The following is a 23,117-nucleotide window of genomic DNA, read 5'->3' as shown; positions in this document are numbered from 1 at the left end:
ATGAGCGCGCAGAAGATTCACGGCTTCCGGCGGGAAAACGGCCGGGTCGGCGTCCGCAACCATGTGGTCATCCTGCCGCTGGACGACCTCTCCAATGCCGCCTGCGAGAAGGTGGCCCACAACATCGAGGGCTGCCTCGCCCTGCCGCACCACTATGGCCGGCTGCAGTTCGGCGAGGATCTGGAGCTGCATTTTCGCACTCTTATCGGTACCGGCAGCAACCCCAACGTGGCGGCCGTGGTCGTCATCGGCATCGAGCCGGGCTGGACCGGCCGCGTCGTCGAGGGCATCGCCAAGACCGGCAAGCGGGTTGAGGGCTTCGCCATTGAGGGCCACGGCGAGATCAAGGTGGTGGCCGATGCCTCCCGCAAGGCTAAGGAATTCGTGCAGTGGGCCAGTGAGCTGCAGCGCGAACCCTGCGATCTGAACGAGCTCTGGGTGTCCACCAAGTGCGGTGAGTCCGACACCACCTCGGGCCTCGCCTCCAACCCCACCGTCGGCAACTTCATCGACAAGTTCGACGAGCTGGGGGCCACCACATGCTTCGGCGAGACCTCGGAGCTGACCGGGGCCGAGCAGGTCTGCGCCACCCGGGCGGCCAGCCCGGAGGTGGCGGACAAGTTCCTCAAGACCTGGCAGGCCTACATGGACGAGGTCATCGAGCCGCACAAGACCAGCGACCTCTCCGACAGCCAGCCGACCAAGGGCAACATCGCCGGCGGTCTGACCACTATCGAGGAGAAGGCCTTCGGCAACCTGCAGAAGATCGGCAAGAAGACGAAGTTCATCGACGTGCTGCAGCCGGCCGAGGAGCCGGCTAAGGGTGCCGGCCTCTACTTCATGGACACCAGCTCCGCGGCGGCGGAATGCGTGACCCTGCAGGCGGCGGCCGGCTTCGTGGTCCATCTCTTCCCCACCGGCCAGGGTAACATCATCGGCAATCCCATCGAGCCGGTGATCAAGCTGACGGCCAACCCCAAGACGGCACGGGAGATGGCGGAACATGTCGACCTCGACGTCTCCGGCATCCTGCGCGGCGAGATGAACTTCGACGAGGCGGGCGATGCCCTGATCGACATCACGGTCAGAACCTGCAACGGGCGCCTGACGGCGGCCGAGGCGCTGAAGCACCGCGAGTTCGTCATGACCAAGCTCTATCGCAGCGCCTGATCGACCGTCAGGCTTTGAGAATGAGGGGGGAAGGGTGAGCGGCGGCGAAACCCTTACGCTGGAGGCGGCGCGCGACCTGGTGGCCGGCGCCCTGATGGCGGCGGGCACAGCGGAGGCCAACGCCGCCTCCGTCGCCGCCGCCTTGGTCGCTGCCGAGGCCGACGGCCAGAAGGGGCACGGCCTGTCGCGGGTGGCCAGCTACGCGGGCCAGGTCAAGACCGGCAAGGTCCAGGGCACGGCCGTGCCCCGGATCGAGCAGCTCTCCCCGGCCGCGATCCGGGTGGATGCCGGCGCCGGCTTCGCCTTCCCCGCCCTGGACCTGGCCCGCACGGCCTTGGTGGAGATGGCGAAGAGCCAGGTTGTCGCCCTGGCCGCCGTCTACAGCTCGCACCACTTCGGTCAGGGCGGATACCATGTCGAGCGTCTGGCCGCGGAAGGCCTGGTCGCCCTGATGCTCGGCAACTCGCCCCAGGCCATCGCGCCCTGGGGCGGCACGCAGGGGCTCTTCGGTACCAATCCCATCGCCCTGGCGGCGCCGCGGCGGGAGGGGGCGCCGCTGGTCATCGATCTCTCCCTGGCCAAGGTCGCGCGCGGCAAGGTCATGGCTGCGGCAAAGGCCGGCGAGACGATCCCGGAAGGCTGGGCCCTGGATGCCGAGGGACAGCCGACCCGCGACCCCGAGGCGGCACTGGGCGGCACCATGATCCCCATGGGCGAGGCCAAGGGGGCCGCCCTGGCGATGCTGGTGGAGGTGCTTTCGGCCAGCCTCGTCGGCGCCAACCACGGTTTCGAGGCCTCGTCCTTCTTCACGGCGGAGGGGCCACCGCCGGGCGTCGGCCAGCTTTTGTTGGCCTTCAACCCCGGCCCGCTGTCGGGGGGCGGGTTTGTCGATCGCCTCGAGACCCTGATCGGTGCGCTTGAAGATCAGCCGGGCGCCCGCCTGCCGGGCAGCCGCCGCTTGGCCGCGCGGCAGGCCGCGGCCCGTGACGGTCTGGTCATCGCCGCTTCGACATTGGCGGAAATCAGAGCCATTTAAGGTTAACGCCAATTGCCCGTCGTGGCTTGCGGGTCGTCACCCGACCTGGGTCGCGGGGCCTCTACCACCAATTGACACGCCATCCTGACTAAGCAGCCTGTTGATCGGCGGCGGTCGCTCCGTGCTATCCTTGCCACCGTCGGGAGCAATCGCGCCAATCGTTTGCCAGCCGATAATCGAAGCGGGAGCTTATTCGAGGCGAGTCAGCGAGGGAGCGCCAAGAGCGGTGCTGTGTCCCTTTGGGCCAGGCGGTGGATAGTGATGGGTACCGACGTCTTCCAGACTGCGATCACCGGCTCGCCGCCACCGCGGCGGGCGCGCGGGGCATAGGGGCGGTTCAGGGTCCATGCGGTCTGGTCGTTTCGGGCAGCTTGTTGGCGCATGGACGAGAAAAGGGCTTCTGTGGATCTGCCTCGGCGTCGTTGTCGCCCTGCGTTTTGCGGACCCCCAGCCGCTTCCGACCTTTCGTTACGCCTTCTTCGATTTCGCCCAGCGCGTTCTGCCGCCTGAAGCCGTGGATCTCTCGGAAGATCTGGTCGTGGTCGACATCGACGAGGAGAGCCTGGCACGCTCCGGCCAATGGCCCTGGCCGCGCGATCTGCTGGCCGATCTGGTCGGCCTGATCGCGGCCGGCAAGCCGTCGGTGCTGGGCATCGACATCATCTTTGCCGAGTCTGACCGCCTGTCGCCGGAGAACCTGCTGAAGCGATTCCCCCTCGACGCGCCGCTGAGGGAGAGCCTGGCGGCCTTGCCGTCCAACGACGCCATGTTGGCGGCCAAGTTCGGCCTGTTGCCGACGGTCCTGGCATCGGCTGTGACCGATGGTGGTGCACAGAGGGTGGAAGACGGCGGCGCGCAGGCGCCCATCCTGCTCAGGCTCGGCCGGCAAACGGGTTCCGAGTTGCGCCGCTATGCGAATCTGCTCCGCAATCTGCCAGTTCTGGAAGAGGCCAGCGGCGGCGTCGGCGTCGCCAGCCTCGAGCTCTCCGGCGACGGGGTGGTTCGCCGGCTACCGGTGGTGATGCTGGTCGGCGATTCGGTTGTGCCGAGTTTCGCCGTCGAGGTCTTGCGCATTGCCAAGGCTGCCGAGGCGATCTCTGTGGAGATCGACGGCCCTGGCGTGACCAGCGTTACCCTGGCGGACCTGGCCATCGAGACCAGCTACAGCGGCCATGTCTGGCTGCGTGACCGCTCCATCGCGTCGATCCCGCGCATTTCCGCCGGTGCCCTCCTGGCCGGAGAGGTCTCTCCCTTCCAACTTCAGGGGCGGATCGTCTTGCTGGGGTCGACGGCAGCGGGGCTGGGCAGAGGATTTGTGACGCCGATGGGCGACCTGCGCGGCGATGTGGAGGTCCAAGCGCTTGCCATCGCCAACATCCTCACCGACAGCTATCTGCACCGGCCCCGGCTTGCCGCGGTCTGGGAGGGGGCGGCGGCGGCGCTTCTGCTGGTGACGGTGGCCGCTTTCGCCTTCAGGGTTTCCGGCTATGTGAGCCTGGCAATCGTACTCGGCGGCCTCGGCCTCCTGTTCGCGGTGGCGCTCTACGCCTTCGCCCGACATGGGGTTCTTCTGGACCCCAGCTATCCGACGCTGGTGCTGGTGGCCAGCTATCTGGTGATGCAGGGCCTCTCCATCGTCGAAGCCCAGTATCAGCGCCGGCGCAGCGAACAGGAGCGGGAGATGGCCCTCATTCTCGCCGAGGCGGCCAACCGCTCCAAGACCAGCTTCCTGGCGAACATGAGCCACGAACTGAGAACGCCGCTCAACGCGATCCTGGGCTTCTCCGAGATGATGAAGAGCGAGATCCTGGGCCCGGTCTCACCGCCCAAGTATCGCGGCTACGTCAAGGACATTCACCAGATGGGACAGCACCTGCTGTCGCTGGTGAACGAGATCCTGGAGATGTCGAAGATCGAGGCGGGGCAGAGCCAGCTCTCCGAGTCCGAGTTTCCGGTCCGCAAGACCCTCGAAGACTGCGTCCGCACCGTCGAGTCCGCCTATCGGGACCGCCGGCCCAAGATTGCGCTGGACGCGCAATCCGTGCTGCCGTCCCTGAACGCCGATCAGCGCATGTTCATGCAGATGGTCCTCAACCTGCTTTCCAATTCGGTCAAGTACTCGCAGGACGGCGGGAAGATCCTGCTGACCGGCCGCGTCGACGAGTCGGGCGCCTATCGCCTCTCAGTTTCAGACACCGGGATCGGAATGTCGGATAAGGAGATTGTGGACGCCTTTGAGCCGTTTCGCCGCTCCGATCACGCCATGACATCGAATTTCGAGGGTATAGGATTGGGTTTGCCCTTGACCAAGGCAATGGTCGAAATGCATGGAGGAAAGCTGGAGGTGGCCAGCGTCACCGATCATGGGACCACGGCAACGCTTGTCTTTCCGGCCGAGCGGGTCCGCGGCGGTCCGGCCGGGCAATGAGGGGGGAAAGGGCATGACGGTATGATGCGCGTCTCGAAGCAGCGGCGCCTTCTCGGTGGACTGCTGGCTACGGTGCTGCTGCTCGGCATCCAGGCGGGCGCCGCGCGGGCCCAGGATCAGGAGGTTGCCCTGGTCAAGGTCGTGGCCGGCGAGGCCTATGCCCTGCGGGCCGAAGAGCGTGCCGCGCTCACGGTCGGCGAGGCGATCTTCATCATGGACGTCGTCGAGACGGTGGACGGTTCCGTCGGGCTGACCTTCAAGGACGGCTCGCGGATTTCCATCGGTCCCAATTCCAGGGTTCAGTTCACGCAGTTCGAGTTCTCGCCGGCGGAGGGAAGGCTTGCCTTTCTGATCGATTTCTTTCGCGGCACGATGCACTACATCTCCGGCGTGATCGCCAAGCTCTCGCCCGATGCGGTCAAGGTCAGGACACCGGTCGCGACGGTCGCCGTGCGCGGTACCCGCTTCCTGGCCAAGGTCGAGGGAGACTAGGGCCATGCTGCGCCTTCTCTGCACGTTTGGACTCCTGCTCCTGCTTTCCGCCTGTGCCGGCAACAACCGCTTCGTTCTGCTGGAGGAAGAGGACGGCAAGGTCGGGTCCATCGTGATCGTGAACGAAGCCGGCTCGCAGACCATCGATACGGCCAACCAGGCGAGCCTGGTCGGTGCGTCGACCACCGCGCCCAGTGCGCCGGAGCCCATCAGCGAACAGGAGATCGAGGAAACCTGGGGTGTCGCCATCCAGGCCAATCCTCTGCGCCCCACGACCTTCATTCTCTACTTCATCCTGGGGTCGGACCGTCTGACCAGCGAGTCAGAGGCCCAGTTGCGCGCCGTTCTGGACGCCATCAACGAGTATCCGGCCCCCGAGGTTTCGGTGGTGGGGCATACCGATCGCCTGGACACGGCACAGCGCAATGCGCGCCTGTCGCTGCGCCGTGCCGAGCGGGTGCGCGACCTGTTGATTGCCGAGGGCCTCGACCCGGCGTTGATCGAGGTCGACTCCCACGGCGAGAACAACCCGCTGATCCCCACCGCTGACGAGATTGCCGAGCCGCGCAACCGCCGGGTTGAAGTGACGGTGCGCTAGCCCGATACCCCACATCGCGCCGGATCCGCCCGGTTCGGTTGTACGGCTGCGAAGCCTTTCATCGTCATGGTTTTCGAGGCTGCGCAGCTGGGTGTGAAATCACCACGACCTCCTCCCAATGCGCAGTTGACGCGTCTCGAAATCGGTCGGATTTTTTTCCTTGCGATCGGCAAGGGGAGACCATGGGCGTGGCGATCGTGCCGCATAAGGTCGATGGGTCTTACGACGAGGCGCTGTTCGAATTCATCGCCGAGAGCGAGGGTTTCGTGCCGCGGGTCTATAGCGACCACCTCGGCATCCCGACCCTTGGCCTCGGCTATGCAATGCTGACGAAGGCCGCGAACTGGCCTCTGCGCCCCGGTATGGATGCCGATCTCTCGGCGATCGGCGTGGTGCTCAACGAACCCGATCTAGCGTTGCTCCGGGCGGCCGGGCGGACCCTGGCGCGCGGCGCCGTCGATGAAGCCAAGGCGCTGATCGCGCCCTGGCAGCCCGGCGAGGACTCCGCATCGCTCAACGCCTTCAGCTTTTTCATCACCCGCGAGCAGGGCAGAGCCCTCTTCGAAAAGATCCGTCCCGGCTACGAGGCAATCCTGGAACGCAAGCTGGGCAGCGAACTGCTGGCGGACCTCGCGGGTTCGCAGGAGCTGAAGGTGCTTTTCTCTCTGGCCTACAACAACCCGGATCTCATCGGTCGCAAGTTGACCGCCGCCATGAAAGAGGGAGCCCGGGAAAAAGCCTGGTATGAGATCCGCTTCGGCTCCAACAGGAATCGGCACCGCGGCCTGCAGAACCGGCGTGACGCAGAGGCGGAGACCTTCGGTACGCTGAACGCCAATCCCACCGACGCAGAGCGGCAGGCCTTGCGGACGCTTATCGAGGCGCGACGAGCGGACATGTCGGCCTATCTGGCCGAGACCGGCCGCACAAGCGATGAGATCGAAGGCGTCTTTGCGGCGCTGGAAGAGGACGCCCGCCGGACCCGCCTTGCCTGAACGGGCCGAAAGCCCCGCTGGCGGTTCCTGAGCTCTCTGACAACCGGAACACCATCGATTTTGAACCCGACCGGCCAGGAGTCCGCGTGCTACCTTGCCCGCAACGGAGATCTTTGTTGCAGGGGAGAGTATCTATGGCGAAAACGCGGGTCGGCGTAATCGGGCTCGGTTCCATGGGCTACGGCATGGCGGTCTCGGCACTGGGCGCCGGCCTGGAGGTGGTGGGCTACGATCTGGCGGCCGAGCGCAGGCAGGCCCTGGCGGAGAAGGGCGGGGCGGTTGCCGAGTCCCTGCCCGCCCTGGCGGCGGGGGCAGACGTGGTGGTCTCCGTCGTCGTCAATGCCGCCCAGACCGAGGCGGTGCTTTTCGGTCCCGAGGGCGTTGCCGGGGCCATGCCCGAGGGCGCGGTCTTCGTCTCCTGCGCCACCGTCGCCCCGCAGATCGCCGGCCAGATGGCCGAACGCCTGGAGGCCATGGGGCGCCACTACCTGGACGCGCCCATGAGCGGCGGCACCCTCGGCGCCAATTCGGGGGCGCTCACCTTCATGGCGGCGGGCAGCCCGGCCGCCTTCGAGCGGGCGGACCCGGCCTTGCAGGCCATGGGCAAGAAGGTCTACCAGCTTGGCGATACCGCCGGGCGCGGCTCCGCGATGAAGCTCATCAACCAGCTCTTGGTGGGGGTGCACATCGCCGCGGCGGGGGAGGCCATGGCCATGGCGCTGAAGCTTGGCCTGGAGGCTGAGGAAGTCTTCGAGGTGATCAGCAATTCGGCTGGCGCCTCCTGGGCCTTCTGCGACCGCGTGCCCCATATGCTGAGCGGCGACTACAGCCCCAAGTCCGCCGTCGCCATCTTCACCAAGGACCTGGGGATCGTGCTGGACGCCGCCCGCAGCGAGGGGTTCCCCGTGCCCCTGGCGGCCAATGCCCTGCAGTCCTATCTCATGGCCGAGGCGGCGGGCATGAGCCGCGACGACGACTCCTCGGTGGTGCGGGTCTATGCGCAGATGGCGGGTTTGGACCTGCCGGGCGGCTAGGCCGATGACCCAGCCTGAGAGGATCGGAGCCAAAGCAGGCAGAGAGCGCCGGCGAGCAGCGGCGGGACGGTGGTGAGGACCTGATAGAGCAGCGAGGCCGCCACCGCGGCCTCCTGCGCCACGCCGAAGGGGACCATGCCCAACACGAAGGCGGCCTGCAGGGTGCCGATGAAGCCGGGGCTGGTGGGCAGGGCCAGGCCGACCGCCGCCAGCACCATGACCACCACGGCGATGGCGAGGGGAACCTCGAGCTGCACAGCCTGTAGCGTCAGAGAGAGCGCGGCCAGCATGATCCCCCAGGTGATCAGACTGGTGAGCACCAGCCGCCACAGCAGAGACCCTTGGCGCAGTGCCGTGAGACCACTGAGGGCGTCGTGGATCGGTGGCCCCAGCCGGGTGGCAAGCCTTTCCGGACAGTAGCCCAAGGCGCGGTCGATCGCGGCGCCGGTCGCCTCGGGCCGGATCAGAAGCGCAAGCAACAGCAGACCGAGCAGGGACAGGGAGGCCGCGAGGGAGACGAGGACGGACTCGGCGAGCGGCGAGGGCGCGCGCACCGTCCAGAGTGCCCAGACCAGCAGCGCCAGTAGGGCGAGGAAGTCGAGCGCTTTCTCGACGGCGATGCCGGAGAGGGCGGCGGCCGCCTTTACCGGATGGTGCTTCGACAGCAGATAGCCGCGGGCGATCTCGCCCGCCTGGAACGGCAGCAGGACATTGCCGGCGTAGCCGACCAGAACATAGGCGGTGAGGCGGGGTACCGGCAGGGCGATCAGCGGCGAGAGGAGATAGCGCCAGCGCACCGCCTTTCCGACAAAGAACAGGCCATAGACGAGCAGCGCGGTGCCGGCCAGTGGGTAGTCGATGTCGTTCTTCAGGATCTGCACGAGGGCCGGGATGTCGGTCGTGGTGAAAACCAGCCATGCGGCAAGGCCGCCGACCGCCAGTCCGGCCGCCAGCAGGCGCCAGCGCTTCGGGGATGTCAGGCGCTCGGACATTGGGGCAATGCGCGCCGGCTCACCGGATCGGCGCCGCCAGCACATAGGTCGCGCCGACGTCGGGCGCCGCGTAGACCCGCACCAGCCTGTCTTTCAGGTCGTCGAGGGCATCGTGCTCCGGCCGATGGACTCGTCTGAGCGGTTCCGGCAGTTCGAAGAAGTGGTCGAACAGGATCAGGCGCCCGCCGGAGTCCCAGGTCTCGCGGATCAGGTCGCGCAGGAAATCGCCGTCGAAGTCGCGACCCCTGGTCTTGGTGAAGAGGCCGTTCAGATCGTTTTCCAGCAGGCTGACGGAGACGTCCGGCGGCTGGAAGACGGCAATCATGGCGACCCTTGCCGGCGACAGATAGCGCAGGGTTTCTCCAAGCCCCGCGTTGCTGACGACGATCACCAGATCCTCGGGCTCGGCCTCGGCGATCACCCAGGCGCCCCTCTGGCGGTCGTACTCGTTGGCCGGGTCGTAGACCAGGGCCATGCCGCCGACCGCATTGTGAAGAAATAGCGCGCCGACGAAGGTCGCGATCAGGCGGCCACGGCCGATCCTGAGGCAGGGTTCGATCACCAGGGCGGCGAAGATCAGGATCAGCGGCGGAAAGACCATGATCCAGGCCTCCAGACCCGCCGGATTGAGCCGGCCGATGACCGCACCGTTCACCAGGAGCCAAACGAGGAGCACGAGAAAGGGGCGTTGCCTGAAAAAGGCGAAGGAGGGGCGCCAGAGGGCCCGCAGGATCCACAGCGCGAGGACGCCGAGGGCCGTCAGGGTCACGAAAGGGAAATAGACCAGGGCGCCCGCCCGTTTGGCCAGGAAGACCTCCTCGGTGATGATGTTGTTGGAGAAAGCGCGCTGAATCAACGCGACCACCGGATCGAAGGCGAAGATCCAGTTAGCCGAAGCCAGGTCGTGAGCCAGGGCAAAGGCGGAGCGGATCATGGAGACGACGACCGTTCTGAGCGAAAGGCTCGGGACCATGAATTCCCCGGCGCGCTGCGCGAGAAAAGCGCTGAAGGCCGAGGCGCTCAGCGGATCGGGCCAGTAGGCCAGAAAACCGATCAGATAGCCGCCTGCGACCACCGCACCGCCGACGACCAGATAACCCGCGAGTTGCGGGACCCTGCTGCGATAGAGCAGCAGCAGGGGAAAGGCGAAGAACAGGGGGATGACGCTGGGCTGGTAGAGCAGCACGGTGAGTCCCGCCAGACCGCCCCAGCCCGCTACAGGCAACAGGCCGTCGCTCCAGGCGGCCTGCTGCCTGTCCCGTGTGTGTGTCATCAGTCCATGGAGCACCAGGAGGATGCAGAAGATCGCCGGGACGTAGACTTCCGCCTCAGCGGCATAGCGCCAGAACCCGTAGCTGACGCCCAGAATGACCGCGGCGAGGCCGGCGGTTGCCGGCGAGAGCTTCAGATCGCCGCCGACGATGCGGACCATGAGCACCAGCGATCCGGCGGCACAGAGGGCGGAAACGCAGCGCATCAGCGTCAGTGCCGAGAGGTCCAGGCCCAGAGCGGAGACGCCCAGGAACAGCAGCCGCATGGCGATGTGGTAGAGCATCAGCCGGGGGTCTGACAGATAGTCCACCGGGAAGTTCTCGGCACGGTAGGCGAAGGCGTAGACGTCGTCGGTCTCGCTGACGTTGCCGGCCGCGGTGAGCAGATAGAATCCGGTCAGCAGCGCGAAGCACAGACCGGTCGTGCGCCCATCGCCTCGGGCGAGAGCGGCGGCCCAGCCCGCCGGTCCGCGTAAGGCCTGGTCTGCCTGGGCGGAAGGACCTTCAGTCATGCGCTGAGAGCCGGGGAGAGTTGGGGCAGGTCATGGTGCGCTTCCAGCCGGTCGACGAAGGCCCCGATCGGCAGCACATCGAAGCGTCGCTTCAGAGCCCCGAGGCGTTCGGTCATGAATGCGGTCTTCTCTGCGCCGGAGCGCCGCATGCCCGGCAGACAGGCGAGCGCGGCAGAGTCGTCACTGCCGAGGAAGTCGGTGGCGTGCAGCAGGAACGACGGCGGCACACGCCGCAGGCGGCAGAGGGAAAGGGCGGCGTTGAAGTACCCGCTCGCCAAGCCAGGTGAACGGTCGGCAAGGTAGTTCAGATAGGTGCCCTGAAAGGGCAGGCGCAGCAGCGGCAGCGTGGTGACGGGCGTTTCGACAAGGCTGCCGTTGCCGAGAGACCAGCGATAGGGGCGCAGCGGCTGCCTGCTGTCCCGCAGGTTTCCGTAGAGATCATCCTGGATCTCCGCGCGGCCGCCGGCCTTCGCGGCCTGGCGCCGGTGGTACAGCCTCGCCAACGCGCCCAGACTGCTGGGAAAGCTGGATGCATCGTAGGCATAGCCCAGGTCGGTGAGGGCTTCGAGCAACGCGGGAGACAGACCGAAGGCCGGGCCGCGGAAGCCTCTTGGCGTCTTCCCCGTCGCCTCCGCGATGACATCACCGGCGCGCCGAACCTCGTCGGCGATCCGTTCGCGCGGCCAGCGGTGCAGGCTCAGTTCATGGTCGTAGGAGTGGTTGCCGGGCTCGTGGCCCCGCTTGGTCCATTCGGCCATGAGGGCCCGGTTGGCCGGCTGGGCCGCATCCCGCCCGATGATGAAGACGGTCAGCCGGAGATCGAGCCGGTCCAGGACTTCGAGGATCCTCGGCACGGCGAGATCCAGGAAGGAGGGGTAGTCCCGCCAAGCCTCGATGCCGAAGCTGCGCTGGTAGCACCAGAGATTGTCGAGATCGAGCGACAGGGTGGCCGCCGGGCCGCTGCCTCTCTGTGCCACCGGTTCCGTCATGCGGCGTGGCGGTCCGCAGCCATGCCTTCGCCGGCCAGCAGCATGGCCGCCGCCTCGTTGGCCAGAGCGACGCTTTCGTTGACGCTGAGGGAGGCATTCACGATTTGCGCCGAGTTGACGATGGAGAGGCCGGGGACCGAGGTGGCCATGGGCGGCAGGCGGTCGCTGTAGTTGAGGGTGGAGAGCGCCAGCACATGGCGCGTCCGGGTGACTTTGAAGGCCTTGATCTGGTCACGGCGGAGGTCGGGGAACATACGCTGCAGCGCCGGCAGGAACGCGGCCTCGACCGCATCGTCGCCGGCGTCGAGTAGCGGATCGTCCAGCGGTACGTATTTCGGCAGATAGACCAGATGCATGCCGCCGATGAGGGCGCGGTCGATCAGCGAGGACATCTCGATGACAGAGGTGAAGGGAATGGTCTCATCGGTGATGTAGGTCAGGTAGGCGTTGCCCAGGGGGCGGTCCAGAAGCAGCGAGGCGCAGACGATCCCCTGATAGACGATGGCGTCGTGCCGTTCCCTCTCGGCATCGCTGAGGCCCTCGCAGACCCTTGTGGCAATGGGGGCGGCACAGGTGTTGACCACCCGGTCGAATGTGCGGGTCTTCCCTCCCGCGGCGACCGTGAGGCCCGTTCCCGAAGCGGCGATCGATGTTACCGGCATGCCCGCCTCCAGGGTGACGCCGGCGCCGCGCAGCGTCTCGGCAAGGACCGAGAGAATACGGTGATAGCCGCCCGGCACATAGCCGAACATCTCGGTCTTCAGGCCACCGCGCCGCGCCGCGTAGAAGCGCCGGATCACCGACCAGATGTAGGCGGCCGAGGCCTTCTCGTGGTTGCTCCCCAGCTTCGAGCGCAGCAGGGGCCGCCAGAGGTTCCGGTAGGTGGCGCGGCCGGAGAGGCGGGTCAGCCAGGCCTCGGCGCTCATCGCTTCCAGCGCGCGGCCGTCTTCGATGCGCGATCCGTAAACGATGGTTGCCGCCAGTCTTACCTTGTCCAGCGGGCCGAGCACCGGCAGGCGAAAGAAGTCGAGCGCGTTGTTCAGGGGATGCATCGACCGGCCGGTGAAGAAGTTGGTCCGGGTCACCGCCCAACGGATCTCGTCTTCCAGGCCCAGCTCCCGCAGCAGGGCGCGGAGTTTGGCGTCGGAGAGCAGGGTCACGTGGTAGTAGCGGTCCCAGACCACCTCGCCGAGTTGCCAGGCCGAGGCCAGGCCGCCGAGGACCGGCGCGGCCTCCAGGACGGTGACCTTCTGCCCGGCCTGACTCAGCCGATAGGCAAGGGTGAGGCCGAGCATGCCTCCCCCGACGATTCCCCAGTGCAGCGACTGCCTACTTGCCATCGTTGTCGGCATAGGAGGAGCGCAGCTTGACCGTCACCGGCTCCGGCATGGGCCGGCCCAGCCATCGCAGCTTCGCCAGCCGGAACGCCAGGCGCAGATGCCCGATGATGGTGCGAACGATCTTGATCTTGGATTGGCCCAGCAGTCGCGTCTCGAGGACGGCAGGGTACTCGACGATCCGGCAACCGGCCAGATCCATGCGTCCGAGGATCTCGGTCACGCCGCAGAAGCCGGGATCGCACACCGTCATGTCGTCGATCGCGCGCCGCCGGTAGAGCCGGAAGCAGCTCGTGTAGCTGGTCAGCTTGTGGCGCAGCACGCAGCGGTACATGAAGGCCGAGCCCCGGGACAGAAAGGACCGCCAGGCCGGCACGGCCCGCATGACCCCCTGCTCGTGCGCCGGGGAAGCCGCGACCACGTCGACGTCGTCGGCCATGAGAGACATCATCTCGAAGAGCTGGTCCGGTGCGAAGGTACAGTCGGCGTCGAGGGCCGCAAGATAGGCGGTCTGAACCTGCCGGAAGCCGGTGATCAGTGCGGCGGCGATGCCCATGTTCGCGTCGTGGCGGATGAGCTTGAAACGCTCGCGCTGGCCGAAGAGCTTCTGCAGCAGCGCCCAGGTTTCATCGTCGCTGCCGTCGTCGACCAGGACGTAGTGGAGATCGAACAGGGCCGCGCCCTTGTCGGCGAAGCGCTGCAGGGTCTTTTCGAGGTAAGGGAGGGTGTCGGCCTCGTTGTAGCAGGGGATCACCAGTGTCAGCGGGATCTTGCCCGCGCTGCGCCGGCTCTCGGGAACCAGGGCCTCGGCAACCGCCGGCACTTCCGCGCGTGGCCGCTGCCTGGCGGCGGAGAGTTCGAGGCCCAGACTGTCGGCGATGGTGGTGAAGTCGTAGCGCTCCAGGTAGTAGCGGATCTTTGCCGGCATGGCCTCGAGATTGCGGTAGTGACGGATCCGCTGGAGCAGGCTCGCGGCGGCAATCCGTGGCTGGTCGGGTTCCAGTTCCCAACTGTGGAAGTAGAGAACCAGGGGGTCGTCCCCGGTCGCGGCCAGGCGCTCGATGCGCGGACGCAGCAGCCAGTCGGGGAGCTGCCGCAGGTAGTTTCCGCCGGCCAGCAGCAGCGGCAGTCCGAAAACCGGGAGACCCGTCGTCGGGATTTCCTGGAGGCTGCCCGCCGGTCCGCTGTGGCGGTGGACCACGCTGCGCCCCGGGTCGCCGGCCATGGCCCGCAGGCTGGCATCGTAGGCAAAGCCGGCCTCGGCCAGGGTGTCCAGCGCCCAGTAGTCGCGGGGGCCGATCCAGCCGCGGCCGATCCTGAAGCCCTCGATGGCCTGGCCGGTGGCATCCTCCAATGCCTGGCGCGAGCGGCGCACATCCTTGGCGAACTCCTTGGGCGTGAGTTCCTTGATGCGGTTGTGAAAGTAGCCCTGACAGGCGATCTCGTGCCCGCTTTCGACGATGTGGCGCAGGATCTGTGGATGATTGTCCGCGATCCAGCCGCAACTGAAGAAGGTGGCCCGGCTTCCGGTCTCCTCCAGAAGCTCCAGGGCGCTTTCGGTGTTGCGCTTCAGGTTGGTCTCGAAGCGGCCCCAGTATCCGCTGGGAATGAGATGACTGAAGGCGCCGACCTGGAAGTAGTCCTCGACCACGATGGTGAGAATGTGTTTGCGGCCGGATGTCCCGTCGCTGCTCACGGCACCAGACTCGCCCGGTCCACCTGCTTGGAGAGGAAGTCCGCGAAGGCCGCGGCGATGCGCGCCGGGCTCTCCAGGTCGCCGAAGGGGTTCGCGACCACCTCGACGGAGTCGATCCAGCGGCTGAGGGCATCGCGATCGTCCAACAGTTCCTTGAGCTGACCGGGCCATTCCCCCGCCATCTTTGCGACACCGATCTCGATGGCTTCCGGGCGTTCGGTCTTGCCGCGCAGGACCAGCAGGGGTTTGCCGAGACTGGCCACCTCTTCCTGCACGCCGCCGGAATCCGAGACGATCAACCACGCCGCCTGAAGCAGGCCGAGGAAGGCGGCATAGTCGAGCGGCTCGATCAGGAACACCCGTTCGCATTCGGAGAGGACCCGCTCGATAGCCGCCTTGACGGTCGGGTTGGGGTGGACCGGCACGACCAGGGCGGTGTCCGGGTTGTCCGCGACGAAGCCCCGGAGGGTCTGGAGGTTCCGGTCCAGGGTGGCGCCGAAGCTCTCCCGTCGGTGGGTCGTCAGGACGATGGGCTTGAGGCCCTCCAGGGCCTTCAGCAGGCCCTTGAGTTTGGGGCAGGCCGAAGGCTCCTCCAGGACGCCGTGCAGCGAGGCGACGACCGGGTTTCCGGTCACCAGCACGCGCTCCGCTGCGATTCCCTCGGCCAGCAATGTGGCGCGGTTCTGCGCCGTCGGTGCGCAATGGAGAGAGGCCAACTGGGAGATGAGCCGCCGGTTCATCTCCTCCGGGAAGGGGCTGTTGGGGTCGCCGGTGCGCAGCCCCGCCTCGATATGGGCGACGGGGACCGCGCGCATCTGGCCGGCCAGCGCGCCGGCAAGGGCGCTGGTGGTATCGCCCTGCACCACGATCAAGGCCGGCGAGACTTCGGCGATCACCGGGTCCAAGGCGGCGAGGGTCCTGGACAGCAATGCGTTGATCGACTGCCCGGCGGACATCGCGCCAAGCTGATAGTCGATCTCGGCATCGAGCAGTCCATGAAAGGCCGGCATCAAATCGGCCTGCTGGGTGGTGGAGACAATGGTGACGCGAATCCCCTCAAGGCCCTTCAGGTGACGCACCACCGGTGCGACCTTGATCAACTCAGGCCTTGTGCCGACGACAAACATGAGTCTGCCGCTACCTGCGGGAAATGCCTTGGTCATTGACCCCTTGAGCCCAACGCCCGACGCTGGGAAACACACGCACCCGTTGCCCACGTCCAATTAATGCCACACCCGGCTCAATACTAAGTGAAATCCGGGTTCATTCATAAGTGAGATTGATTAACAAACAGCCCGTGTACAGAACCGAACAAAAGTAGAACGGGCGGCGGCCCACAAGTTCGCGGGCATGAGGTTCGGGAGCGAATTGGCAAGGGTAGCGCTTGGCTGGGGGACCTGGATTCGAACCAGGGCTGCTCGGGTCAGAGCCGAGAGTTCTACCGCTAAACTATCCCCCAAGCGACCGGGCCGCGCGCCGGTGAGCGCGCGGATGCCCTTCATAGTCCGTCCAGGGGGGCCATTTCAACCGATTTCGATGGCTTGCATGAGTGCCTGGGCGCGGGCCCGGGGGCGGGCTTTCGGCGCAGCCCTGGCATCGGGGGACCGCTTCACGCTATCATCGCGGGCCAACGGCCGGCGGCCAATGCCCGGCCGGAGAGAACAGGAGCAGTTTTTCGGTGTCAGCCTTCGGCAACGGACGGCGCCGGACCGAGGGGATCCGGCGGAACGAGGCCTATGATTACGGGCCGTCGTCCAGGCCCGCCCGCTGCGTCTACGCGGCCCTCGATCTCGGCACCAACAACTGCCGCCTTCTCGTCGCCCGGCCGTGGCGCGACGGGTTTCGGGTCATCGATGCCTTCTCGCGCATTGTCAGGCTGGGGGAGGGGCTTTCGGCTTCCGGCAAGCTCTCCGATCAGGCCATGCAGCGAACCCTGGACGCGCTCAAGGTCTGCGCCTCGAAGATCCGCCGCCGCGGCGCGACGGAGGTGCGGGCGGTGGCCACCGAGGCCTGCCGGCGGGCCGACAACTGCCAGAGCTTCCTGACCCAGGTCCGCCAGGAGACGGGCATCGATCTGGAGATCATCTCCCAGGACGAGGAGGCACGGCTGGCCATCTGCGGCTGTGCGCCGCTGATCGATCCCGAGGTGCCGGATATCCTGCTGTTCGATATCGGCGGCGGCAGCACCGAGATCTGCTGGCTGCGCGCCGAGCGCCCGGACCCGCGAGGTCCCAGGCGCAACGGCGCAGGGCGCGGCCTGACGGGCGAGGACCTGAAGCTTGTGGCCTGGGCCTCGGTGCCGGTGGGGGTGATCTCCCTCGCCGAGCGCTTTGGCGGCGTCGAGCTGTCGCCCGGCGACTACGATGCCATGGTTGCGGTCATGGAGGAGGCGATGGCCGACTTCGTCCGCCTGCACGACGTCCGGGCCGCCGTCGCCGACGCCAAGGTCCAGATGCTGGGAACCTCCGGCACGGTGACCACCCTGGCCGGGGTCCACCTTGACCTTCCGCGCTATGACCGCTCCTCCGTCGACGGCAGCTATCTGGATATGGACACGGTTCATCGGATCTGCAGCCGCATCGCCGATATGAGCTACGGCGAGCGGGCGGGACACGGCTGCATCGGCGTGGAGCGCGCCGATCTGGTGGTGGCCGGCTGTGCCATCCTGACCGCGCTCTGCCGGCTCTGGCCTGCCGAGCGCCTGCGGGTTGCCGACCGGGGCCTGCGCGAAGGCATGCTCTACACCATGATCCACGGCACCGGCGCGCCACGCGGGCCGGCGACGCCCCGTGGCCTCTAAGGTCAGCTAGACTTGGCGCGGCCGAGCGGGGGCGGATCCCGCGGACGCAGGAAGGGCGGTTCGCGCGGCGGGCCGTCGTCCGGCGCCGGCGGACGCGGGCTTTCCGGGCGCAACCTGAAGGTCCGGGTCAAGACGGCCAAACGGCGCTCCGCCTCCTCGGCGCGCTGGCTGGAGCGTCAACTGAACGACCCCTACGTGGCCGAGGCGCGCAAACGCGGCTACCGCTCCCGGGCCGCGTTCAAGCTCGCCCAGCTCGACGACCGCTTCCGATTTCTGAAGAGCGGCGCCCGGGTCGTCGACCTGGGCTGCGCGCCCGGCGGTTGGCTGCAGGTGGTGGTGGAGCGCTGCGGGCGCGCCGCCCATGTCGTGGGCATCGACCTCTTGGAGGTGGAGCCGGTCCCCGGCGCTCATCTTCTGGTCGGCGACTTCCTCGACGATGATGCGCCCGACCGGCTGAAGGCGGGCTTGGGCGGCGCGGCGGATCTGGTGCTCTCCGACATGGCCGCCTCGGCAACCGGGCATGCCAAGACCGATCACCTCAGGGTCATGGCCCTGGTGGAGGCGGCTTACCTCTTCGCCCGGGAGGTCCTGGCCCCCGGCGGGGCCTTCGTGGCGAAGGTGCTGCAGGGCGGGACGGAGCGCGAACTGCTGGCCCAGCTCAAGCGGGACTTCGCCAGGGTCAACCATGCCAAGCCGGCGGCCAGCCGCAGCGACTCGGCGGAGATGTACCTGGTCGCCACCGGATTCCGCGGAGACCCGGAGCCCTCGCCCTAGAAATTCATGACGCGAATCGAGCGGTTTTGGGCGGTCCTTTGCCATGTTCAGGCCGCACCCCAGCCCTGCGCGGCAATCCGCTTGGCAATGCGGGGCGCGCGTGTATGATGCGGCGCCAATCACCGCCAAGGGGATCGGCATGGAAATCCGTCAGGCTCTTACTTTCGACGACGTTCTTCTCGAGCCGGCGGAATCCGCGATCCTTCCAAGCCAGACAGACACCCGCACGAAGCTGACCCGCTCCATCGAGCTGGGCATCCCCCTCCTGTCCTCGGCCATGGACACGGTGACCGAAGGGCGCCTGGCCATCGCGCTGGCCCAGGCCGGCGGCATCGGCGTGGTCCACAAGAACCTGGACATCGAGCAGCAGGCCGCCGAGGTTCTCCGGGTCAAGAAGTTCGAAAGCGGCATGGTGGTGAACCCGGTGACCATCCATCCCGACGAGCCGCTGGCCAATGCCCTGGCGCTGATGGAAAGCCACCGCATCTCCGGCATCCCCGTTGTGGAGCACAAGACCAAGCGGCTGGCCGGTGTGCTGACCAACCGCGACGTGCGCTTTGCCGAGAATCCGGAAGAGCCCGTCTCCGCCCTGATGACCAAGGACAACCTGGTCACGGTCCAGGAAGAGGTGAGCAAGGAGGAGGCGCGGCGCCTGCTGCACCAGCACCGCATCGAAAAGCTGCTGGTGGTGGACGAGGCCTACCGCTGCATCGGCCTGATCACGGTGAAGGACATGGAGAAGGCCCAGGCCTTCCCCAATGCCTGCAAGGACGACCAGGAACGCCTGCGCGTGGCTGCGGCCACTGGCGTCGGCCGCGACGGCCTGGCCCGGGCGGAGGCCCTGTTGGACGCGGAGGTCGACGTGATCGTGGTCGACACGGCGCACGGCCACTCCCGCGGCGTCATCGATTCCATCGGCGCGATCAAGCGCCTCTCGAACTCGGCCCAGGTGGTCGCCGGGAACGTGGCGACCGCCGAGGGCGCCAAGGCCCTGGTGGACGCCGGCGCCGATGCCATCAAGGTCGGCATTGGACCGGGGTCCATCTGCACCACGCGCATGGTGGCCGGGGTCGGTGTGCCGCAGCTCACGGCGCTGCTGGACACGGTCGAGGTCTGCCAGAAGAGCGACGTGCCGGTGATCGCCGACGGTGGCATCAAGTTCTCCGGCGACCTGGCCAAGGCCGTGGCTGCCGGCGCTTCGGCAGCGATGATCGGCTCCCTCTTCGCCGGCACCGAGGAGAGCCCCGGCGAGGTCTTCCTATACCAGGGGCGGTCCTACAAGTCCTACCGCGGCATGGGCTCGGTGGGCGCCATGGCCCGGGGCTCCGCCGACCGCTACTTCCAGCAGGAAGTGGCCGACCACCTGAAGCTGGTGCCCGAGGGAGTCGAGGGGCGCGTTCCTTACAAGGGCCCCGTGGGGGCCGTCATTCACCAGCTTGTCGGCGGGTTGAAGGCGGCCATGGGCTATACCGGCAGCGCCACCATGGCGGACCTGCGGCGCAACGCACGCTTCCTGCGCATCACCAACGCGGGCCTGCGGGAAAGCCATGTGCATGACGTGACGGTCACCCGCGAAGCGCCCAACTACCGCAACGGAATGTGATCGCAGGGTCCCTGCCATTCCGGACTGCCGCCGGGCTGGACCTGCGTCCGGATTCGCGATGAAGACGGCGGCCCGGATTCAGGCGGCGATCGATGTTCTGGCGGAGATCGGGGGGACGGACCGCCCCGCCGAGCAGCAGGCCTCTGGCTATTTCCGCAAACGCCGCTACATCGGCTCGAAGGACCGCAAAGCCATCGCCGCACTGGTGTTCGGCGTGTTGCGGCACCGGGCCCGTCTTGGCTGGTGGCTGGACCGGCTGGGCGGTGGAGCGCCCTCAAGCCGAATCGACGTCTTCGCCTTTCTGCTGCTGTCCGGCGGCGAAACGGCGGAGTCGCTGGCCGGGCTCTGCGGCAGCGAGCCTTATGGGCCTGAGCCGCTGGAAGACTCCGAGAAAGCGCTGCTGGACCGGCTGTCCGGTCAGCCCCTGACCACGGCGGAGCAGCCGGCATCCGTGCGCCTGGAGGTGCCGGACTGGCTGATGCCGAGCTTTGCCCGGGCCTTCGGGGAAGAAGACGCGTCCGATCTCGCGGCCCTGCAGGAGGAGGCACCGCTCGATCTGCGCTGCAACGCCCTGAAGGCCGAGCGCGACCAGGCCATGGTGGCGCTGGCGGCGGAGGGAATCGAGTCGGTGCCCACGCCGCTCTCGCCCCTGGGCCTTCGGGTCGTCGGCCGGCGGGCGGTGCAGACCGGCCGGGCCTTCACCGAGGGCCTGGTCGAGATTCAGGACGAGGGCTCCCAGATCGCGGCGCTGCTCTGCGAGGTCTGCCCCGGCATGGCGGTCGCCGACGTCTGCGCCGGGGGCGGCGGCAAGGCCCTGGCACTTGCCGCCGCCATGGCGGGACGGGGCCGGCTGCTGGCCAGCGACCGAGACCAGGGGCGGCTGGACCGCGCCGCCGCGCGCTTTCGCCGCGCCGGCGCCGACTTCATCGAACGCCGGACCATCGGCGACCTCGCCCGGGCGGACGATCTGGCCGAGGGGTTCGACCGGGTTCTCGTCGATGCGCCCTGTTCGGGCAGCGGGGCCTGGCGGCGCCAGCCCGATGCGCGCTGGCGGCTGACCCGGGACCGCCTGGCAGCGTTCCTGGACCTGCAGCGCGAGATCCTCTCCAAGGCCGCGGCCCTGGTGCGCCCCGGCGGACGGCTGATCTACGTCACCTGTTCCCTGCTGCCGGAGGAAAACCAGGACCAGGTGGATGCCTTCCTAGAGGGGCACTCGCCGTTCGCGCTCTGCCCGGTGCCGCAAGTCTGGCCGCAAGTCCTTGACGTTCCCTGCCCAAGCGATGAACCCTGCTTGAGCCTGACCCCTGCCCGCCACGGCACCGACGGGTTCTTCGTTGCGATCTTCGACCGCCAGGAGGCGGCATGACCGAGCTTGCCATCCTTCGTCCGGCCCTGACGCGCGATGCCGATGGCATCGCCAGGGTGCACGTCGAGACCTGGCAGAGCACCTATGCCGGGCTGGTGCCCAGCGACTATCTGGCGCGCATGACCGTCGCCCGCTCCTCGGCCCAGTGGCACCGTGCCGCGGCCCAGGCGACCAAAAGCAACGACCTGGTGGTTGCCGAAATCGACGAGGAGATCGTCGGCTTCGTCTGCTTCGGCCCGGCGCGCAGCAAGGCGCTGGCTTACAGCGGCGAGGTCTTTGCGCTCTATGTGACGGTGGATTGGCAGGGCCAGGGGCTGGGGCGCCGCCTGCTCTCCACCGCCTTCGGCGGCCTCGCGGGGGAGGGGCACGAGGCGGCCTTCGTCTGGGTGCTCGCGGAGAACCCCTCGCGCTTTTTCTACGAGGCCATGGGCGGCCAGCGCGTCGGCGAGCGGCTGGAGAAGTTTGCCGGGGCCGACCTGGAGGAACTGGCCTACGGCTGGGACGATCTGGAGACATGGAAGAGCCAGGGGGACGGCTGATGGAGCCCCTTCATCCCGGGGACGGCCCGCCTGATGCACAGGGCCGGATGACAAGACATGGAACAGTGATGCATGACTGATCGTATTCTCATTCTCGATTTCGGATCCCAGGTCACCCAGCTCATCGCGCGCCGGGTGCGGGAGAGCGGCGTCTACTGCGAGATCCTGCCGTTCAACAGCGACCCGCGGCGCATCGCGGACTTCGCGCCCAAGGGGGTCATTCTCTCCGGCGGGCCGGCCTCGGTGACCGGCCAGGACACCCCGCGAGCGCCGCAGGAAGCCTTCGATCTGGGGGTCCCGGTCCTCGGCATCTGCTACGGCCAGCAGACGCTCTGCGCCCAGTTGGGCGGCGAGGTGGAAGGCTCGGACCACCAGGAGTTCGGCAAGGCCTTCGTGGAAATGCGCGAGGGCTGCCGCCTCACCGACGGGGTCTGGGCGCCGGGCGAACGGCACCAGGTCTGGATGAGCCACGGCGACCGCGTGGTGCACCTGCCGGACGGCTTCCGGGTTTACGGCACCTCCGAGGGGGCGCCCTTCGCCGTGGTCGCCGATGAGGCCCGCGCCATCTACGGCGTGCAGTTCCACCCGGAGGTGGCGCACACGCCGGACGGCGCGAAGCTGCTGGCCAACTTCACCCACGCCATCTGCGGCTGCTCCGGCGACTGGACCATGGCGGCCTTCCGCGAGCAGGCCATCGCCGCGATCCGCAAACAGGTCGGGGACGGCCGCGTCGTCTGCGGCCTCTCCGGCGGCGTCGACTCCTCCGTCGCGGCGGTGCTGATCCACGAGGCCATCGGCGAGCAACTCGTCTGCATCTTCGTCGACCACGGGCTCCTGCGCCTGGGCGAGGCGGAGGAGGTGGTGGAGGTCTTCCGCGACCACTACAACATCCCGCTGGTGCACCGCGACGCCAGCGCGGTTTTCCTCGGCAAGCTGGAAGGCGTTGCCGACCCGGAGCGCAAGCGCAAGATCATCGGTGGCACCTTCATCGACATCTTCGAGGAAGAGGCGCACGAGATGGGCGGCGCCGACTTCCTGGCCCAGGGGACGCTCTATCCCGACGTGATCGAGTCGGTCTCCTTCACCGGCGGGCCCAGCGTCACCATCAAGTCCCACCACAACGTCGGCGGCCTGCCGGAGCGCATGAACATGCAACTGGTGGAGCCCCTGCGCGAGCTGTTCAAGGACGAGGTGCGGGCGCTGGGGCGCGAACTGGGCCTGCCGGAGCGGCTGGTCGGCCGCCATCCCTTTCCCGGGCCCGGCCTGGCGATACGCATCCCCGGCCCCGTCACCCGCGAGCAGGCGGACATCCTGCGCCGCGCCGATGCGGTCTATCTCGACGCCATCCGCAAGGCAGGCCTTTACGATGCCATCTGGCAGGCTTTCGCCGTGCTGCTGCCGGTGAAGACCGTCGGCGTGATGGGCGACGCCCGCTCCTACGACTACGTCTGCGCCCTGCGCGCCGTCACCTCCACCGACGGCATG

The 23,117-nt window shown here is 67.6% G+C and carries 19 protein-coding genes and 1 tRNA gene; 13 read left to right on the top strand and 7 right to left on the bottom strand.

Annotation, left to right across the window (positions count from 1 at the left end; all coding sequences use genetic code 11):
- From Q0996_RS03725 to ltnD, 7 genes are all read left to right on the top strand, one after another.
- Positions 1–1,170, top strand: coding sequence for a UxaA family hydrolase (locus Q0996_RS03725; protein ID WP_299616132.1), 1,170 nt, complete (start codon positions 1–3; stop codon positions 1,168–1,170).
- A 34-nt stretch (positions 1,171–1,204) separates the two neighbouring features.
- Positions 1,205–2,206 (top strand): Ldh family oxidoreductase, encoded by a 1,002-nt coding sequence (locus Q0996_RS03720; RefSeq protein ID WP_299616129.1) that lies wholly within the window; start codon positions 1,205–1,207, stop codon positions 2,204–2,206.
- A gap of 346 nt (positions 2,207–2,552) precedes the next feature.
- Positions 2,553–4,634, top strand: coding sequence for a CHASE2 and HATPase_c domain-containing protein (locus Q0996_RS03715; protein WP_299616127.1), 2,082 nt, complete (start codon positions 2,553–2,555; stop codon positions 4,632–4,634).
- 21 nt (positions 4,635–4,655) lie between these two features.
- Positions 4,656–5,126, top strand: coding sequence for a FecR domain-containing protein (locus Q0996_RS03710; RefSeq protein WP_299616125.1), 471 nt, complete (start codon positions 4,656–4,658; stop codon positions 5,124–5,126).
- Positions 5,127–5,130: 4 nt separating this feature from the next.
- Positions 5,131–5,724 (top strand): OmpA family protein, encoded by a 594-nt coding sequence (locus tag Q0996_RS03705; protein WP_299616123.1) that lies wholly within the window; start codon positions 5,131–5,133, stop codon positions 5,722–5,724.
- Positions 5,725–5,912: 188 nt separating this feature from the next.
- Positions 5,913–6,719 (top strand): hypothetical protein, encoded by an 807-nt coding sequence (locus Q0996_RS03700; RefSeq protein WP_299616120.1) that lies wholly within the window; start codon positions 5,913–5,915, stop codon positions 6,717–6,719.
- Positions 6,720–6,853: 134 nt separating this feature from the next.
- The gene (ltnD, locus tag Q0996_RS03695; RefSeq protein WP_299616118.1) at positions 6,854–7,753 is read left to right on the top strand and encodes an L-threonate dehydrogenase; all 900 of its coding nucleotides are present in this window, start codon (positions 6,854–6,856) and stop codon (positions 7,751–7,753) included.
- Here the strand turns inward: ltnD and Q0996_RS03690 are convergent.
- From Q0996_RS03690 to Q0996_RS03660, 7 genes are all read right to left on the bottom strand, one after another.
- Positions 7,750–8,745, bottom strand: a complete 996-nt coding sequence (locus Q0996_RS03690) for a lysylphosphatidylglycerol synthase transmembrane domain-containing protein (RefSeq protein WP_299616116.1) — start codon at positions 8,743–8,745, stop codon at positions 7,750–7,752. The two genes, ltnD and Q0996_RS03690, sit on opposite strands and share 4 nt — an antisense overlap.
- 19 nt (positions 8,746–8,764) lie before the next feature.
- On the bottom strand, positions 8,765–10,528 hold the full coding sequence (locus Q0996_RS03685) for a hypothetical protein (RefSeq protein WP_299616114.1): 1,764 nt from the start codon (positions 10,526–10,528) through the stop codon (positions 8,765–8,767).
- Positions 10,525–11,517: a polysaccharide deacetylase family protein gene (locus Q0996_RS03680; RefSeq protein ID WP_299616112.1), complete on the bottom strand. Its 993-nt coding sequence runs from the start codon at positions 11,515–11,517 to the stop codon at positions 10,525–10,527. Before Q0996_RS03680 ends, Q0996_RS03685 begins: the two co-directional genes overlap by 4 nt.
- Complete coding sequence (locus tag Q0996_RS03675; RefSeq protein WP_299616110.1) at positions 11,514–12,857, bottom strand: NAD(P)/FAD-dependent oxidoreductase; 1,344 nt, start codon at positions 12,855–12,857, stop codon at positions 11,514–11,516. Before Q0996_RS03675 ends, Q0996_RS03680 begins: the two co-directional genes overlap by 4 nt.
- Positions 12,847–14,550 carry a glycosyltransferase gene (locus tag Q0996_RS03670; protein ID WP_299616108.1) on the bottom strand — a complete coding sequence of 568 codons (1,704 nt, stop codon included), beginning with the start codon at positions 14,548–14,550 and terminating at the stop codon, positions 12,847–12,849. Before Q0996_RS03670 ends, Q0996_RS03675 begins: the two co-directional genes overlap by 11 nt.
- Positions 14,547–15,677: a non-hydrolyzing UDP-N-acetylglucosamine 2-epimerase gene (gene wecB, locus Q0996_RS03665; protein WP_299616106.1), complete on the bottom strand. Its 1,131-nt coding sequence runs from the start codon at positions 15,675–15,677 to the stop codon at positions 14,547–14,549. The genes Q0996_RS03670 and wecB overlap by 4 nt, the downstream gene beginning before the upstream one ends.
- A gap of 258 nt (positions 15,678–15,935) precedes the next feature.
- A tRNA-Gln gene (locus Q0996_RS03660) sits at positions 15,936–16,009 on the bottom strand.
- A gap of 219 nt (positions 16,010–16,228) precedes the next feature.
- Here Q0996_RS03660 and Q0996_RS03655 point away from each other — a divergent pair.
- The 6 genes from Q0996_RS03655 to guaA all read left to right on the top strand — a co-directional run.
- Positions 16,229–17,350 (top strand): Ppx/GppA phosphatase family protein, encoded by a 1,122-nt coding sequence (locus Q0996_RS03655; protein ID WP_299616104.1) that lies wholly within the window; start codon positions 16,229–16,231, stop codon positions 17,348–17,350.
- A gap of 114 nt (positions 17,351–17,464) precedes the next feature.
- The gene (locus tag Q0996_RS03650) at positions 17,465–18,124 is read left to right on the top strand and encodes an RlmE family RNA methyltransferase (RefSeq protein WP_299616144.1); all 660 of its coding nucleotides are present in this window, start codon (positions 17,465–17,467) and stop codon (positions 18,122–18,124) included.
- A 139-nt stretch (positions 18,125–18,263) separates the two neighbouring features.
- Positions 18,264–19,727, top strand: coding sequence for an IMP dehydrogenase (guaB, locus tag Q0996_RS03645; RefSeq protein WP_299616102.1), 1,464 nt, complete (start codon positions 18,264–18,266; stop codon positions 19,725–19,727).
- Between the two features lie 58 nt (positions 19,728–19,785).
- On the top strand, positions 19,786–21,093 hold the full coding sequence (locus Q0996_RS03640) for an RsmB/NOP family class I SAM-dependent RNA methyltransferase (RefSeq protein WP_299616100.1): 1,308 nt from the start codon (positions 19,786–19,788) through the stop codon (positions 21,091–21,093).
- Entirely contained in the window at positions 21,090–21,632 is a 543-nt protein-coding gene (locus Q0996_RS03635) for a GNAT family N-acetyltransferase (RefSeq protein WP_299616098.1), read from the top strand. Before Q0996_RS03640 ends, Q0996_RS03635 begins: the two co-directional genes overlap by 4 nt.
- A 72-nt stretch (positions 21,633–21,704) precedes the next feature.
- Positions 21,705–23,117: glutamine-hydrolyzing GMP synthase (gene guaA / locus Q0996_RS03630; protein WP_299616096.1), on the top strand; the 1,413-nt coding region annotated here is incomplete at its 3' end.

Origin of the sequence: Pelagibius sp., from assembly GCF_028289705.1 — a bacterium.
GTDB lineage: Bacteria > Pseudomonadota > Alphaproteobacteria > Kiloniellales > Kiloniellaceae > Pelagibius.
The sequence above is the reverse complement of the archived record's forward strand: the minus strand, read 5'-3'. Positions and strand labels throughout refer to the sequence as shown.